The following is a 14100-nucleotide window of genomic DNA, read 5'->3' as shown; positions in this document are numbered from 1 at the left end:
CGAGGCAAAGATGTCGAGCCATAATTGGACCGAAGTTGTTGTCGGTGGCGTCGTGTTGGCCGGTGCGCTGGCATTTGGTGTTTACGCCAGCCAATCGACGGGCCTGTCGAAGGGCGCGGCCGGGTATGAACTTGGCGCGTCTTTCAGATCGTTGGAAGGGGTCGGTGTCGGGACGGATGTTCGTCTTGCAGGTGTCAAGATTGGAACCGTGACCGGCGTGACGCTGAACGCGGATACTTATCGCGCAGACACGACCTTCACCATTGCCGATGGCGTCCTGGTGCCGGATGACAGCGCCATTGTGATCTCGTCCGAGGGGCTGCTGGGCGGAAATTTCGTCGAGTTAATGCCCGGCGGGTCACCATTCTATTTCGAACCCGGAGACGAGATTGAGGATACGCAAGGCGCGGTCAGTCTGATCTCTCTGCTGGTCAAGTTTGTGGCCGGAGATGGCAGCGAATGATCCGCGCTGCTTTAATTGCCCTTCTTATGGTCGGGACCAGCGCTGTTGCTCAGCAAAAGGTCCAGTCCGGTCCGGGGGCCATGTTGCGCGGATTGGACAAAGTCAGCGGTCAGACCGTCGATGTTGAAATGCAAAGCGGTGAGACCGAAGCTGTTTTTGGCTTGGACGTTGCCCTGGGGGATTGCCGCTATCCGGTTGACAACCCGACGGGTGACGCGTTTGCCTATTTGACGATTTGGGAAACGGGGAAAGCTGATCAGTTGTTTGACGGCTGGATGATTGCAACATCCCCAGCCCTGAACGCGCTGGATCATGCGCGTTATGATGTCTGGGTGATCCGCTGTATTACACCTGCTGCGGACTGATCTATTGATGCTGTGAAATCGGCGCTGAGATTCAGAGCCTCTTCCAGTTCCTTTTTGTAAGCGCTGCGTGGAATTTCGATGGCACCCAATGAAGCCAGGTGTGCGGTTAGAAACTGCGTATCGAACAGGTGGAATCCGGTTTGTCGCAGGCGGTCCACAAGATAGGCAAGGGCGATTTTCGACGCATCCGTTCGGCGTGAGAACATGCTTTCCCCAAAGAATGCAGCCCCCAAGGTTACACCATAGACACCGCCCACAAGTGCGGCTCTGTCCCAGACTTCAAGAGAATGGGCATAACCTGTTTGGTGCAATTGGCGGTACAGATCGTGCAGCTCTGCGTTGATCCAGGTGTCGGCCCGGTCGGCACAGCCATCCACGACGCCTGAAAAGTCCTGATTGATCGTGATATCGAACCCGCAATTGCGGATGCGGCGTGAAAGACTACGCGAGACATGGAACCCGTCCAACGGAAAGACGCCGCGAAACTTTGGATCGACCCAGAACAACTCGGGATCATCGCGATGTTCGGCCATCGGGAAAATGCCGATGGAGTACCCGTGCAGCAAAAGTTCAGCGGATAGGCTCATTTTGGGTAAGAGGGAACCGGAAGGCGTGCGCCCTCCGGTTCTTGGAGGTTACTATTCCATATTCTCCGCAAGCCAGCGCTCCAGCCAGTGGATGTTGTAATCGCCGCTGTGCAGGTCGGGTTCCTGCAACAAGGCATGGAACAGAGGGACTGTGGTATCGATGCCGTCCACGATCAACTCTCCCAGCGCGCGATCCAGACGCGCCAGAGCTTCGGCCCGGTCGCGGCCCTGAACGATCAGCTTCGCGATCAGCGAGTCATAGTAGGGTGGGATCGAGTAGCCGTCATAGAGAGCTGAATCCATCCGCACGCCCAGACCGCCCGGCGCGTGATAGGCCGTAATCTTGCCCGGGCAAGGTGAAAAGTTCGGCAGCTTTTCGGCGTTTATCCGAACCTCAATGGCGTGGCCGTTGATTTCCAGATCCTCTTGCCCAAATGACATCGGTTCGCCTGCGGCCACACGGATTTGCTCGCGCACCAGATCGACGCCAAAGATGCCTTCGGTGACAGGATGTTCCACCTGAAGGCGGGTGTTCATTTCGATGAAATAGAACTCGCCGTTTTCATAGAGGAACTCGATGGTGCCCGCGCCGATATAGTTGATCTTGGCCACGGCATCTGCACAGACCTTGCCGATCCTGGCGCGTTCTTCGGGGGTGATGCAGGGGCCGGGGGCCTCTTCAAACACTTTCTGGTGCCGGCGCTGCAACGAGCAGTCGCGTTCACCCAGATGCACGGCTTTGCCCTTGCCGTCACCGAAGACCTGAATTTCGATATGACGGGGAGTGGTCAGGTATTTCTCGATATAGACCTCGTCATTGCCAAAGGCGGCCTTGCCCTCAGCGCGCGCGGTCATAAAGGCGCTTTCCATCTCGTCGGCGTTCATCGCGACCTTCATGCCACGACCGCCGCCACCAGCGGTAGCCTTGATGATGACGGGATAGCCGAATTCCTCTCCGATACGCTTGGCATCTTCCAGCGTGGGAACGCCACCGTCCGAGCCGGGCACGCAGGGCACACCCAGCGCCTTCATCGTGTCCTTGGCGGTGATCTTGTCGCCCATCACGCGGATATGTTCCGCGGTGGGGCCGATAAAGGTAATGCCGTGATCTTCGACGATCTGCACGAACTCGGCATTCTCTGACAGGAAGCCATAGCCAGGGTGGATCGCTTGCGCACCTGTAATCTCACAAGCCGAGATGATCGCCGGTACGGACAGATAGCTTTGCGGTGAAGGAGGGGGGCCAATGCAGACCGATTCGTCTGCCATGCGCACGTGCATCGCGTCGCTGTCAGCGGTGGAATGGACGGCGACCGTCTTAATCCCCATCTCGCGGGCGGCGCGGATGACGCGCAGGGCGATCTCGCCTCGGTTGGCAATCAGGATCTTGTCGAACATGGGCCCGCCTTACTCGATGATGACCAGAGGGGTGCCGAATTCCACTGCGTCGCCATCGCCAACCAGAATGCGTTTAATCGAGCCCGATTTGGGGGCGTGGATGTGGTTCATGGTTTTCATCGCTTCGACGATCAGCAGTGTGTCGCCTTCAGAAACAGAAGCACCGACGCTAATGAATGCAGGCGCGCCGGGTTCGGGCTGCATATAGACCGTTCCAACCATAGGCGAGGTGACAGCGCCAGGGTGATTGGCCGGGTCTTCTTGCGCTGCGGGGGTTTCGGTTGCGACAGGGGCAGCCGAAGGGGCGACGGCTGGTGCGGGGGCCGCGGCGGGTACTGCGACCTGAACCGGAGCGGCTGCGGCCTTTGTCATGCGGCTGACGCGCACGTTGAGGCTGTCTTCCTCGCCATATTCGCGTTTGACCTGCAGTTCCGTCAGGTCGTTTTCGCGCAGCAATTCAGCCAGAGCCTTGATGAATGCCACATCCGCTTCGTGTTTGGTATCTGTCATGAGTGTCCTCGACGGTTCCCCTTTGGCCCGTCTGTTTTTGCGGGCTCTAATCAAATTACGCAGCGTTATAGGCCAAGCAGCCGTGCATGAAAAGCGCCGACTCGCACCATTGCGAGCTGGTTTGCCGCTTAAATTAAGGGGCCGAATGGGTCACAATGGCATTCCCGACAGCTTTGCGACCAACTCAGAAAGTTTTCGAGCGCCGAACTTTTCAAGCAAGCGGGCACGATAGGCTTCGATTGTCCGATAACTCAGCCCCAGTTCCCCACCGATTTCCTTAGCCGACAAGCCGCGACACGACAGGATGGCCACCTCGCGTTCACGTACCGTCAACTCAACCAGAGGCCGTTCTTCCGAGATGTCGGAAAAGCTCCAGATACCGTGTCGGAACGGGTCATCAGGGGTGAGTGAGCGGCCCCGAGCGCGGCACCAGAACAGATCGCCATTGCGCCGCCGCATGACGCGTTCATCGGTGTAGTATCCGGTGTCGCGCATCACCTGCAGGCTGCGCTCTCCGATCCGCTCCCAATCGGCGACCGAGGGATAGAGGTGCAGCAAAGGCATATTGCGATAGTCAGCTTCCTCACCACCAAACGTGCGCGAGAACTGCAGATTGCAGCGCCGGATAATCCGGTTCTCCAGCTCTACAAGGCCGATGGGTGCGTATTCAAAGGCGGGGTCGCTCATGTGGGTATCGTGCCGGGAAACAGCACGGAAGAGAAGGGGTGAAGCAACTTCTTACATGATGATGACAAGTTGCGCTGTCGTGGAGTGTGTCTGGATTGTGTAAACTATGTAAATCGAAATAGAAAATTTTGACCTAACTAAATGAGAAATATAGTATGTTTCGAAAATAATTTGGGGTGCTTAGCTTGTCGCGGGTCAGGAGGCAACTAACATGCGTGACGCTTTGACTGGAAGCCGCATTCGCGAGCGGCGGCAGATTGCCGGGCTTAAGCAAGCGGAACTGGCCCGTTTGGCGGGGATTTCGGCCTCTTACCTGAACCTTATCGAGCACAATCGCCGTCGGATCGGGGGTAAGTTGCTGGTGGATATTGCTGCGGCCCTGTCGGTTGAACCATCGGTGTTGACGCGAGGGATAGAAGCCACGCTGGTGTCGGCCTTGCGCGAAGCGGCAGATGACGCGGTTGGCCAGAATGCAGAGTTGGACAGCTTGGAGGAGTTCGCCGGGCGCTTTACCGGCTGGGCAGGTGTTCTGGCGCAGATGCATCGCCGTGTCGTCTCGCTCGAACGAAATGTTGAGATCCTATCGGACCGGCTGACTCATGACCCCCATCTGGCGGCCTCGATGCACGAGGTTTTGTCGACCGCGGCAGCGATTCGATCTACGGCCGCGATTCTTGCGGATACTGAAGACATCGAGGCTGAATGGCGCGAACGGTTCCATAAAAACCTGCACCAGGATGCCGAGCGGTTGGCGGACAGCTCCAAGGCGTTGGTGACATTTCTGGATGAAAGCGACGCAGCCGTCGACCCGCGTGGCGTTCCGTTGGAGGAGGTCGAAGCGTTTTTCCAGGCCCGCGATTATAGTTTCACGGAACTGGAAGAGGGGGGCGCTACGGATGCCGTCGATCTGAGCAGCCTAAATACCACAGCAGCCCAAACCTTGGCACGCGAGATGTTGGAGATTTACAGGGCTGACGCCCGGGCAATGCCACTGGATGCTGTCGCCGCTCGTGTTCGGGGCGCCCAACCAGACCCTGTTGATTTGGCCCATCATTTTTCTGTCGACATGGCGACCGTGCTGCGGCGTTTGGCTTTTTTGCCAGAAAGTGTTGTTTCTGAACCGGCGGGGTTGGTGTTGTGCGATGCATCCGGCAGCATCTTGTTTCTAAAACCAACACCAGGATTTGCCATGCCCAGACATGGCGAGGCTTGTCCGCTTTGGCCTGTTTTCACGGCGCTGAACCGACCTTTGGTTCCGGTGCGTAAGCAAGTCGAGCAAACCGGGCGGGCTTCGGCTGAGTTCGAGTGCTTTGCCTATGCGTGGCCCCATGCGGTGCCGGGCTATGATCAGGATCCGGCTTATCGATCCGTCATGTTGGTACGGCCGGTTCAAGAGCAAGCCGGTGATGCACCGGTTACGCAAGTTGGGCCGAACTGCCGGGTCTGCCCCCGCAACGAATGCACCGCTCGCCGCGAACCGTCGATTTTGAGCGAAGGTTTTTGACACTTTCCTGACAGAACGCTTAATCTGATCCTAATCGGTTGCGGGACGGACGACCGGTTTTGGGGAGGAACAGAAAATATGAGCCGCAAGGTTCTGTTGATCGAGGACGAGCCGAACATTGCCGAAGCAATCCGGTTTCTGTTGTCCCGCGAGGGGTGGCAGGTCGAGATTCATGGCGATGGCTCCGATGCGCTTGAGGTTATCCAGGGGGCTCAGCCCGACTTGGTTATTCTGGATGTTATGTTGCCGGGTAAAAACGGCATGGATATTCTGCGCGATCTCAGAGAGATGGAAGAACTGGCAAGCCTTCCGGTCTTGATGCTGACGGCGCGCGGGCAGTCGCGCGACCGGGAAATGGCGGAAAATGCAGGCGTTAGCCGCTTTATGACCAAACCGTTTTCCAACGCCGAAGTGTTGACGGCTGTGCGTGATCTTCACGCGCAGGCGACGCAAATGTAATGTCAGACGAGAGCGACAAAGGTCAGCCATCCAGCCCCAGACCCTCGCTTTTTCTGGAACGTCAAAGCTATCGCCGTCGCAGACTGACGGATGCGGCCCGGTTTTTGCCGTTTCTTGGGGCGCTCTTGTTCGCACTGCCGCTTCTTTGGCCCGACCGGTCCAGCGGAGATGCGGCCGTACCGCTTTCTTCGGCAATTTTCTACATCTTCGTCTGCTGGGGCGCGCTGATCTTGATCAGCGTGATTTTCGGCTTTGCCGCGCGCCGTATGCGCACGCCCGAGGACCCTGAAACAGGGGCCGAGTGATGACCACCGTAAACGTTCTGATTCTGGTTTGTCTGGGCTATGTGGTCTTTCTGTTTGCCGTCGCCTTCGCTGCGGATCGCATGGCTGCTGCTGGGCGTGGGAAATGGTTGCGCTCGCCGCTGATCTACACCTTGTCGCTGTCGATCTATTGCACCGCCTGGACCTTCTATGGCGCCGTGGGCAACGCCGCGCGGTCAGGGTTGGAGTTTGTTACGATCTATCTTGGCCCGACACTGGTCATGGTCAGCTGGTGGTGGGGGCTGCGCAAACTGGTGCGTGTGGGGCGCAGTCAAAGAGTGACCTCAATCGCGGACCTGCTGTCGTCTCGATATGGTAAATCAAACACGCTGGCGGTCTGCGTAACCATTCTGGCGGTATTGGGCGGAACGCCATATATCGCGCTACAGCTGCAATCGATTACCCTGTCTTTCTCGATCTTTGCCGAAGCTGACCCATCGGGCCTGTATCGCGAAGGGTCCAGTGTATTTTGGGTTGCGGCTGGCTTGGCCGTTTTTGCCATCCTCTTCGGAACGCGCAATCTGGACGTGAACGAACGCCACCACGGGGTGGTTACGGCCATCGCGGTGGAGGCTATCGTCAAGCTGTTTGCGTTGATTGCGGTCGGCGTTTTTGTCGTGTGGGGCATCGCTGGCGGTATCGGCCCGATGATGGAGCGGATCGACGCGTCGGAAATCGGGCAGTGGCATGTTGATGCCGGGCGGTGGACGACCTTTATATTCCTGTCGGCGGCGGCCTTTATCTGTTTGCCGCGCATGTTCCAGGTGATGGTGGTCGAGAATGACGACGAAAGCCATCTAAGAACTGCTGCCTGGGCTTTCCCCCTCTACTTGCTGTTAATGAGCTTGTTTGTAGTACCGATTGCCGTAGTGGGTCTGGACCTGCTGCCCGAAGGGGCTAACCCCGACCTTTTCGTCCTGACCGTACCGTTGTCGCAAGGCAATGACTGGCTGGCGATGCTGTCTTTCATCGGCGGGTTTTCTTCTGCGACATCGATGGTGATCGTAACAGCCATGGCTTTGTCCACGATGGTGTCGAACCATGTTGTCATGCCCATCTGGCTGAACACACAAGAAGGTACGGGCTCGGTCTCTGGCGATGTGCGCAATATCGTATTGATGGCCCGTCGTGTGTCCATCGCGGTTGTTATGGCGTTGGGCTTTTTCTACTACCGCCTGTCCGGAGGCGGTGCAGCGCTGGCTTCAATCGGATTGATCGCTTTTGCGGGGATTTCTCAAATTTTGCCCGCTTTGGTCGGCGGTCTGTTTTGGCGCGGGGCCACGCGAACCGGGGCTCTGGTTGGGCTGACGGTCGGTTTTGTTTTGTGGATTTACACCTTGTTGTTGCCCGGCATGAGCGGCGCGTCGATGCCGGAAACGGTGTTGCAGAACGGATTGTTCGGCATCAGCTGGCTGCGCCCACAGGCCTTGTTCGGGATCGAGGGGATCGACCCAATGGTCCATTCCGTGATGTGGTCACTGTTGCTGAACACAATCGCGTTCTGTGTGGCTTCTTTGCTGAGTTTTCCCAGCCCGTTGGAACGGTTGCAGGGCGCGCAATTTGTCAATGTTTTCGATCATTCGGTCGCGCCGCGTGGCTGGTCCGGATCGGTCGCGCAAAGCGAAGATTTGATGATCATGACCCAGCGGATTCTGGGCACCGGGCCCGCGCAGGAGTTTTTCCAGGCCGAGGCCGAGAAACAAGGAGGTCGATCGCATCTGCCCGAGCCCACGCCAGCATTCCTGGGCCGCCTTGAACGCGAATTGAGCGGATCAGTTGGAACGGCCACGGCTCACGCGATGATTGGGCAGATCGTCGGCGGCTCGTCGGTTTCGGTCGAAGACCTTTTGGCTGTTGCGGATGAGTCAGCGCAATTGCTGGAGTATTCCAGTCAGCTTGAGGTGAAGTCCTCTGAACTCAGCCGGACGGCACGGCAACTGCGCGAAGCAAATGCCAAACTCACGCAGGTTTCGGCGCAAAAGGACAACTTTTTGAGTCAGGTCAGTCATGAGTTGCGGACGCCGATGACCTCGATCCGCGCGTTTTCTGAAATCATGCGCGATACCGAAGGGCTGAGCAGGGATGAGCAGACCCGATACGCGACGATCATCCATGACGAAGCGCTGCGTTTGACCCGCTTGCTGGATGATCTGTTGGATCTGAGCGTGCTGGAAAACGGGCAAGTCAATCTCAACTTGGGTGATGATAGTCTGCGCTCGGTCCTGGATCGGGCCGTGTCCAGCGCATTGGCTGGTGCTGGGCGCAAGATAAGCGTGCGTCGCGCCCGTGCGGCCGAACGGATTGTCTTGCACACGGATCTGGACAGGTTGGGGCAGGTGTTCATTAACCTGATCTCAAACGCACAGAAATACTGTGACGCGGACGAGCCCGTTCTGACCATTTCCGCATATGATGTTGGCGGGCGCGTAATCATAGATTTCATCGACAATGGCAGTGGCATTCCGCCCGGCGCGCGCTCGATGGTGTTCGAGAAATTTGCCCGCGTCGGCGGCGACAAGGCCGGAGGGGCAGGTCTGGGCTTGGCAATTTGCCGCGAAATCATGCAGCGGTTGGGGGGCGAGATCAGCTATTTACCGGGGCAGGGCGGGGCGGCGTTCCGAGTCAGCCTGCCATTGGCGCACCGACAGGCCGCCCAGTGAAGCGGACATAAAGAACTTCGTAACGTCCGACGGTGTAAACCTGTTGCCAATTGCTGAAACAATTGGTGATCAGGCGTTATGTCAGAACCCGTCAATGCCGCATTGGTGCGCAAACTGTCCGCTGGGCAAAAGGATTTGGACGACCGGCCGCGCTCGGTTCTGCGGGCGCTGCGCTTGGGGTTCGCGCGGGCCGCGGGGGATCGCCTGAACTTGCCGCTTGCAGTGATCGGGGCCAGACAAACCAGTCAGTCTGCTGAACATCTGGTTGAAGCGATTGGTCAAGACTGGTTACTATTGGAGTTTGATGGGCCACAGGGACGTGCAGCCACGTGCTTGGACTCGCACTTGGTGTCCGCCATCGTTCAAACGCAAACCATCGGTGAGGTGATGTCGGACGCGCCAACACCACGGGCCTTTACAGATACCGACGCCGCCATGGTTGCGCCATTGGTCGAAGCGGCCTTGGCTCGATCTGCGGGTCTAATCGACCCGACGACAGAACAAGTTTGCCTTGAGGGAAACGAGTATTCGTCACGCGCGGCAGATTTGCAGAGCTTGTCTCTGACCATGACCGAGGATGAGTATCGCATCTTCGACCTGACCGTCGATTTGGCCAACGGGGTACGGCAAGGGCAGATTTCGGTCATTTTACCCGAAGCACCGGTTGCGCCAGAAGTTGTGGAGGAAACCCCAAGCCCTGCAGGCCCCCGCATTGAACAGTCTTCGGGTATGGTAAGGGCGGATTTGAATGCGGCCTTGTGTCGGATGACGTTGCCATTGTCCGCGTTGTCTGGGATGCAGGTTGGTGATGTCCTGCCGTTGCGCGGCGCGCGCTTGGATCGAGCTGAGGTTCTGACGATTGAACGAACGCGAGCAGGTGTTGGTCGCTTGGGACAGTGCGGTGGTCTAAGGGCCATTCGATTAAACGAGCATGCTGCTTTACCAGCGCTGAGCGGAGCAGAAGCCCAGGAGTTTATCGAAAGCCGGGGAGGGCTAAACCCTCAGGGCAGCCTGGACGCGCCAATTGACAGCGCCGTTGAAATCACGCCCCCGGTGCCCTTGGCCGAGACCGGTGGGACCCTTGCGGGGGATTTGGTCATTGGCGACTCTGAGCAGATGGTGGCGGAAATCTCGCAGCTGGCCGGTCTGAACGCATCAGAACCAGGGCTGGGTGAACAGTAATAACGCTTTAGGTCTAACCAGCCTTACTGCGAAGTTGCTCGAGAGCAGGGCGCAGACCGTCCAACTGGTATCCGGCGTTTGTGGTCGCGGTCAGGATGTCATCCGTGCTCATATGTTCGCATTGACCCAAAGCCCAAATCACTGAACATCGCGTGCCCGAAGCGCAATAGGCCAAGACCGGTCCGCTACAATTTTCCGCCATATCGCGCTGACGCTGCACATTCTCGGGCGTCATGGTCTGATGGGTCAACTCAAGCACTTCGTATTCCATGCCCGCAGCGCGCACTGCATCACCGATCGCGTCGGATCGCATTGTGGGTGGAACTTCGACGTTGGGTCGGTTGCAGATCACTTTGACAAAGCCGGCAGCAGCTATCGCTGGCACATCATCAACTGTGATCTGCGGTGAGACGGCATAGCGGGGGGTGATCGGTCGAATCTCCATGCCAATTCCTTAGGCTGCGTTTGCTGCTCTGTCCAGTTGCGCGCCAAAGGTCGGGGCCAGGAACATACCAACCACCATTGCGACCAGAAAAACCAGTCCTCCAAGCCCACCATAACTCAGCGAGGCCATGGCCGGTCCGGGGCAGAGCCCAACCAGCCCCCAACCCATGCCGAATAGGACTGAACCCACAACCAGTCTACGATCCACTTCGGGCTTCGCAGGAGGCGGAAATTCATTCCCGGTCAAAGGCTTGCGCCCGGTCGTCAGTCGCCATGCGACCAGCATTGGCAAAATGGCGCCCCCCATAACAAACGCCAAAGTCGGATCCCAGTTGCCGAATACGTCCAGCCATCCTTGAACTTTTGTCGTATCGGTCATGCCAGAAATCAACAATCCGGCACCAAATAGTGATCCAGCTGTTAGGGCAACAAGAAGGCGCATCAGATCAATCCCCAGATATGGCGTAGCAGAACAAGGGTCACGCCCCCGGCGAGAATGTAGAAGACGGTGGCCACAATGCCGCGGAGTGAGAACCGAGAGATGCCGCAGACCCCGTGACCAGATGTGCAGCCATTGGCGATACGTGTGCCGATGCCAACCAGCAAACCAGCTATGACAACAAGGCCCAAGTTGCTGGTGAGATGCGTTTGGGCCTCGGGCGCGATCAGCGGTCGCAGCAGAAGAGGCATGCCGATCAGGCCTGCAACAAAGGCCAACTTCTCGGCCTTCGTATCGCGGGCGCTGCCGTCAACAAGGCCGCCCAGAATGCCGCTTGCGCCCATAACCCGGCCATTCCCAAGCAGGTAAACTGCGCCGCCCAGCCCAATCAGTAAACCGCCGCACAGGCCCCAGACCCATTCTATTTCCATAAGTTATATCCTTTTTTAACTCGCGTCAGAGCTTGTTGACCGGCAGTTTCAGAAAGACATCACCTTGCTCATCCGCCGGAGGCATCTGCCCTGCGCGCATATTCACCTGTAAGGAGGGCAAGATCAGGCGCGGCATCGCCAAGGTCGCATCACGTGCGTCGCGCATTTCCACAAATTCTTCGATACTACGCCCCTGTCCGATGTGCACGTTCAGCGCCTTTTGCTCACCCACCGTTGTTTCCCAAGCGTATTCTTCACGGCCCGGCGCTTTGTAATCGTGGCCCACATAGATGCGCGTTTCATCAGGCAGGGCCAGAATTTTCTGGATCGACTCATACAAGGTTGCCGAAGAGCCGCCGGGGAAGTCGCAGCGCGCTGTACCAAAATCAGGCATGAACAGCGTGTCGCCCACAAAGGCGGCGTCGCCAATGACATAGGTTAGGCAGGCAGGTGTGTGACCCGGAGTGTGCAGCACGTCGCCGCGCATCTGGCCAATGTGGAAACTGTCACCTTCCGAGAACAACGCATCGAACTGACTGCCATCGCGTTGGAATTCGGTTCCTTCATTGAAGACCTTGCCGAACGTGTCCTGAACAGTAACGATCTGGGCACCAATCCCGATCTTGCCGCCAAGTTCCTGTTGCAGATAGGGGGCCGCAGACAGGTGATCGGCGTGAACGTGGCTTTCTAAAACCCATTCGACCTTGAGATCGCGACTGCGCACATAGTCGATGATTTGATCTGCAGATGTGGTCGCTGTTCGACCCGAGGCATGATCGAAATCCAAAACACTGTCGATGATGGCGCAGGCGCGCCCTTGTGGTTCGTGAACGACGTAGGACACCGTAAAGGTCTGATCGTCGAAAAACGCTTTCACTGCGGGCGTCATGAGGTCCTCCGTTTCCGTTGTGTATATCATATATGTAATTTGGAATGTGACACAACTGCCAATCTGAATTTGATGCCCGTCAAGGCAGGTTCGGTTAAATTGGCTTAAACTTTAACCTATCTGCGCCGAATTGCCGAAATTACGAATACGTCAGGCAAATTCCCGCACAAGTTCAGGTTAATATCTGTGGGTCGTATTCCCGTTACCTATATTTGGAATACTGGCAACACTTGGGAGGATGGTTATGACAGCAACTAATCTGTATTCCGAAGCAGAACAGCTTGAGCAGAAACTGGAAGGCGCGTGTCTGGACACGCGGTTGGCGCTTCAACCGAGTGTAAGCAAGGTTGTAGATCGTATGCGCCAGCAGGGGATGCATGTGCCATCTCGATTGCGGCGTCTCGATGCGGCGTTGTGTGAAGACGCTATGGAAGCGCAGTTCGACAACCTGCCGATCTGACAAGGGGGGTCATCCGAAGGAAATCCCTAGGATAACCATCATCAGTCCAATCACAGACAAGAACAAAGAGGCCAGGTTCCAGGGCAGAACGCCCTGAACCACCGCGCGCAACTCGTCATCCGACAAACCGGCCTTGCGCGCTTTCATCACGCGAAGAATACACCAGACCAGACCAAAGAGCCCGGCAAGGGAAAGGGCTGCACCGCCCCAGGTGATGAATTCGAACATGGTTCCCCACATCTCATCGTGAACTGACACCGCGCTTAACGGATCGAATCAGATCGTACAAGTGCGACCGGGGATTGGGTGCTTGCGACCCGGGCGGCAGCACTGTATCCGGCATCTTGCATCAGATTTTCAGCCTTTGGGAGAGACGCATATGGAAGATATCACCGAAGATCAGGCCGCCGCCAACTATCGCGTAACAGCAGGCGAGCTGCGCCAGTTCATCGAACGGTTTGAACGTCTGGATGCCGAGAAAAAGGACCTGGCCGAGCAACAGAAGGAAGTCATGGCCGAAGCCAAGGCGCGGGGCTACGACACCAAGGTCATGCGTAAGGTGATCGCGTTGCGAAAGCGGGACAAGGATGACATCGCCGAGGAAGAGGCGGTTTTGGAAATGTATAAAGAAGCGCTGGGCATGTGAGCCTTCCAAAGGGGCGGGGCAGCGCCACGCCCTTATTAATCGGGAAGAGGGATGTCTTGTAACTGGATTTCCCGACACATTTACAGCCGCATTTGCATCAAAGTGCATTGTTCTCATCCGGTTGTGACTGTAAGGGGAATGCAGGGCCCGACAAGGCCGCGCCGTGCGGGCGTGATGGAATGGTAGACATATCAGACTTAAAATCTGAAGGGCGTATGCCCGTGTGGGTTCGAGTCCCACCGCCCGCACCACAAAAGTAAATTAAACGATTATAAATAAACAATAAAAAAATGGGGCAACTTTCATTGCCCCACATTCTGCCCCACACTTGGCTATTCGTACCTGCGGTTTCAGGCCGCTTTTCGTTCGATCAGGTTTTTCAGATCCTCGACCTTCACCGTCTTGCAGCCCGTGCCCCGGTGACTATTCGATTTGCCGTTTTTTTCTGTGCACAAGATCGGTTGATCCGATTGGCATGGTGTGTAGAACGTTTACTCTTTATCCAGGGCGGATCCCTTAGCTACTTTCGCCCATTCGAGCCAAGCTTTTCGCTGTTCGGGGGAAAGGGCACGGAACGCCTCGAGAAGAAGCACCTCTTCGTCTTTGTCAGGTGCGCTGAAATCTACAAGCTCAGTTGGCTCAGATGATAGGTA

Annotated in this window: 18 protein-coding genes and 1 tRNA gene; 10 read left to right on the top strand and 9 right to left on the bottom strand. The window is 57.0% G+C overall.

Annotated features, from left to right (window positions below; translation table 11 throughout):
- Window positions 1-10: 10 nt before the first annotated feature.
- Both mlaD and GOV85_RS10450 read left to right on the top strand, forming a co-directional pair.
- Complete coding sequence (gene mlaD / locus GOV85_RS10455; protein WP_171177721.1) at window positions 11-463, top strand: outer membrane lipid asymmetry maintenance protein MlaD; 453 nt, start codon at window positions 11-13, stop codon at window positions 461-463.
- Window positions 460-828 carry a DUF2155 domain-containing protein gene (locus GOV85_RS10450; RefSeq protein ID WP_171177720.1) on the top strand — a complete coding sequence of 123 codons (369 nt, stop codon included), beginning with the start codon at window positions 460-462 and terminating at the stop codon, window positions 826-828. Before mlaD ends, GOV85_RS10450 begins: the two co-directional genes overlap by 4 nt.
- Here GOV85_RS10450 and aat read toward each other — a convergent pair.
- The 4 genes from aat to GOV85_RS10430 all read right to left on the bottom strand — a co-directional run bounded on the left by aat (window position 783) and on the right by GOV85_RS10430 (window position 4010).
- Complete coding sequence (gene aat, locus GOV85_RS10445) at window positions 783-1415, bottom strand: leucyl/phenylalanyl-tRNA--protein transferase (protein ID WP_171177718.1); 633 nt, start codon at window positions 1413-1415, stop codon at window positions 783-785. The genes GOV85_RS10450 and aat overlap by 46 nt on opposite strands.
- 51 nt (window positions 1416-1466) lie before the next feature.
- Window positions 1467-2813, bottom strand: a complete 1347-nt coding sequence (gene accC, locus GOV85_RS10440; protein WP_171177716.1) for an acetyl-CoA carboxylase biotin carboxylase subunit — start codon at window positions 2811-2813, stop codon at window positions 1467-1469.
- 9 nt (window positions 2814-2822) lie between these two features.
- Complete coding sequence (gene accB, locus GOV85_RS10435) at window positions 2823-3323, bottom strand: acetyl-CoA carboxylase biotin carboxyl carrier protein (RefSeq protein WP_171177714.1); 501 nt, start codon at window positions 3321-3323, stop codon at window positions 2823-2825.
- A 150-nt stretch (window positions 3324-3473) separates the two neighbouring features.
- Window positions 3474-4010, bottom strand: a complete 537-nt coding sequence (locus GOV85_RS10430) for a LuxR C-terminal-related transcriptional regulator (protein WP_171177712.1) — start codon at window positions 4008-4010, stop codon at window positions 3474-3476.
- A gap of 211 nt (window positions 4011-4221) precedes the next feature.
- Here GOV85_RS10430 and GOV85_RS10425 point away from each other — a divergent pair, with 211 nt between their 5' ends.
- The 5 genes from GOV85_RS10425 (at window position 4222) to GOV85_RS10405 (ending at window position 10138) form a co-directional block, all read left to right on the top strand.
- Entirely contained in the window at window positions 4222-5514 is a 1293-nt protein-coding gene (locus tag GOV85_RS10425; RefSeq protein WP_171177710.1) for a helix-turn-helix domain-containing protein, read from the top strand.
- Between the two features lie 78 nt (window positions 5515-5592).
- On the top strand, window positions 5593-5973 hold the full coding sequence (locus tag GOV85_RS10420) for a response regulator transcription factor (protein ID WP_171177708.1): 381 nt from the start codon (window positions 5593-5595) through the stop codon (window positions 5971-5973).
- Window positions 5973-6278, top strand: coding sequence for a hypothetical protein (locus tag GOV85_RS10415; RefSeq protein ID WP_171177706.1), 306 nt, complete (start codon window positions 5973-5975; stop codon window positions 6276-6278). Before GOV85_RS10420 ends, GOV85_RS10415 begins: the two co-directional genes overlap by 1 nt.
- Window positions 6278-8956, top strand: a complete 2679-nt coding sequence (locus tag GOV85_RS10410) for a sensor histidine kinase (protein ID WP_171177704.1) — start codon at window positions 6278-6280, stop codon at window positions 8954-8956. Before GOV85_RS10415 ends, GOV85_RS10410 begins: the two co-directional genes overlap by 1 nt.
- A 78-nt stretch (window positions 8957-9034) precedes the next feature.
- A complete protein-coding gene (locus GOV85_RS10405) occupies window positions 9035-10138 on the top strand; it encodes a FliM/FliN family flagellar motor C-terminal domain-containing protein (protein ID WP_171177702.1) in 1104 nt (367 codons plus the stop codon).
- A gap of 13 nt (window positions 10139-10151) precedes the next feature.
- Here GOV85_RS10405 and GOV85_RS10400 read toward each other — a convergent pair whose 3' ends face one another.
- Genes GOV85_RS10400 through GOV85_RS10385 form a run of 4 tightly spaced genes read right to left on the bottom strand, consistent with a single transcriptional unit; the run spans window position 10152 to window position 12341 of the window.
- Window positions 10152-10583 carry a TIGR01244 family sulfur transferase gene (locus GOV85_RS10400; protein WP_171177700.1) on the bottom strand — a complete coding sequence of 144 codons (432 nt, stop codon included), beginning with the start codon at window positions 10581-10583 and terminating at the stop codon, window positions 10152-10154.
- A 9-nt stretch (window positions 10584-10592) separates the two neighbouring features.
- Window positions 10593-11024 (bottom strand): DUF6691 family protein, encoded by a 432-nt coding sequence (locus tag GOV85_RS10395; RefSeq protein WP_171177697.1) that lies wholly within the window; start codon window positions 11022-11024, stop codon window positions 10593-10595.
- Entirely contained in the window at window positions 11024-11452 is a 429-nt protein-coding gene (locus tag GOV85_RS10390; RefSeq protein WP_171177695.1) for a YeeE/YedE family protein, read from the bottom strand. The genes GOV85_RS10395 and GOV85_RS10390 overlap by 1 nt, the downstream gene beginning before the upstream one ends.
- A 25-nt stretch (window positions 11453-11477) precedes the next feature.
- Window positions 11478-12341 (bottom strand): MBL fold metallo-hydrolase, encoded by an 864-nt coding sequence (locus tag GOV85_RS10385; protein WP_171177693.1) that lies wholly within the window; start codon window positions 12339-12341, stop codon window positions 11478-11480.
- A gap of 244 nt (window positions 12342-12585) precedes the next feature.
- On the opposite strand from GOV85_RS10385, the gene GOV85_RS10380 reads away from it, so the two are divergent.
- Window positions 12586-12801 (top strand): hypothetical protein, encoded by a 216-nt coding sequence (locus GOV85_RS10380; RefSeq protein WP_171177691.1) that lies wholly within the window; start codon window positions 12586-12588, stop codon window positions 12799-12801.
- Between the two features lie 9 nt (window positions 12802-12810).
- On the opposite strand, the gene GOV85_RS10375 is transcribed toward GOV85_RS10380, so the two are convergent.
- Window positions 12811-13029, bottom strand: a complete 219-nt coding sequence (locus tag GOV85_RS10375; RefSeq protein ID WP_171177689.1) for a hypothetical protein — start codon at window positions 13027-13029, stop codon at window positions 12811-12813.
- A gap of 151 nt (window positions 13030-13180) precedes the next feature.
- Between GOV85_RS10375 and GOV85_RS10370 the strand changes: the two genes are divergently transcribed.
- Together GOV85_RS10370 and GOV85_RS10365 are read left to right on the top strand one after the other, a co-directional pair.
- Window positions 13181-13447, top strand: coding sequence for a DUF2312 domain-containing protein (locus tag GOV85_RS10370; RefSeq protein ID WP_171177687.1), 267 nt, complete (start codon window positions 13181-13183; stop codon window positions 13445-13447).
- A gap of 165 nt (window positions 13448-13612) precedes the next feature.
- Window positions 13613-13698: transfer RNA gene (locus GOV85_RS10365), tRNA-Leu, on the top strand.
- Window positions 13699-14100: the final 402 nt, after the last annotated feature.

The sequence above is a fragment of the Ruegeria sp. HKCCA4633 genome, assembly GCF_013034605.1.
In the GTDB taxonomy this organism is placed as follows: domain Bacteria; phylum Pseudomonadota; class Alphaproteobacteria; order Rhodobacterales; family Rhodobacteraceae; genus Ruegeria.
This window is presented reverse-complemented; position numbering and strand designations above follow the sequence as displayed.

Bases quoted from the DNA above. Each gene is read 5' to 3' on its own strand.
- aat (WP_171177718.1), bottom strand. From the start codon at position 1,415: ATGAGCCTATCCGCTGAACTTTTGCTGCACGGGTACTCCATCGGCATT.
- GOV85_RS10390 (WP_171177695.1), bottom strand. From the start codon at position 11,452: ATGGAAATAGAATGGGTCTGGGGCCTGTGCGGCGGTTTACTGATTGGG.
- GOV85_RS10415 (WP_171177706.1), top strand. From the start codon at position 5,973: ATGTCAGACGAGAGCGACAAAGGTCAGCCATCCAGCCCCAGACCCTCG.
- GOV85_RS10395 (WP_171177697.1), bottom strand. From the start codon at position 11,024: ATGCGCCTTCTTGTTGCCCTAACAGCTGGATCACTATTTGGTGCCGGA.
- GOV85_RS10430 (WP_171177712.1), bottom strand. From the start codon at position 4,010: ATGAGCGACCCCGCCTTTGAATACGCACCCATCGGCCTTGTAGAGCTG.
- GOV85_RS10410 (WP_171177704.1), top strand. From the start codon at position 6,278: ATGACCACCGTAAACGTTCTGATTCTGGTTTGTCTGGGCTATGTGGTC.
- accB (WP_171177714.1), bottom strand. From the start codon at position 3,323: ATGACAGATACCAAACACGAAGCGGATGTGGCATTCATCAAGGCTCTG.
- GOV85_RS10425 (WP_171177710.1), top strand. From the start codon at position 4,222: ATGCGTGACGCTTTGACTGGAAGCCGCATTCGCGAGCGGCGGCAGATT.
- accC (WP_171177716.1), bottom strand. From the start codon at position 2,813: ATGTTCGACAAGATCCTGATTGCCAACCGAGGCGAGATCGCCCTGCGC.
- GOV85_RS10380 (WP_171177691.1), top strand. From the start codon at position 12,586: ATGACAGCAACTAATCTGTATTCCGAAGCAGAACAGCTTGAGCAGAAA.
- GOV85_RS10405 (WP_171177702.1), top strand. From the start codon at position 9,035: ATGTCAGAACCCGTCAATGCCGCATTGGTGCGCAAACTGTCCGCTGGG.
- GOV85_RS10420 (WP_171177708.1), top strand. From the start codon at position 5,593: ATGAGCCGCAAGGTTCTGTTGATCGAGGACGAGCCGAACATTGCCGAA.
- GOV85_RS10400 (WP_171177700.1), bottom strand. From the start codon at position 10,583: ATGGAGATTCGACCGATCACCCCCCGCTATGCCGTCTCACCGCAGATC.
- GOV85_RS10375 (WP_171177689.1), bottom strand. From the start codon at position 13,029: ATGTTCGAATTCATCACCTGGGGCGGTGCAGCCCTTTCCCTTGCCGGG.
- GOV85_RS10450 (WP_171177720.1), top strand. From the start codon at position 460: ATGATCCGCGCTGCTTTAATTGCCCTTCTTATGGTCGGGACCAGCGCT.
- GOV85_RS10385 (WP_171177693.1), bottom strand. From the start codon at position 12,341: ATGACGCCCGCAGTGAAAGCGTTTTTCGACGATCAGACCTTTACGGTG.
- mlaD (WP_171177721.1), top strand. From the start codon at position 11: ATGTCGAGCCATAATTGGACCGAAGTTGTTGTCGGTGGCGTCGTGTTG.
- GOV85_RS10370 (WP_171177687.1), top strand. From the start codon at position 13,181: ATGGAAGATATCACCGAAGATCAGGCCGCCGCCAACTATCGCGTAACA.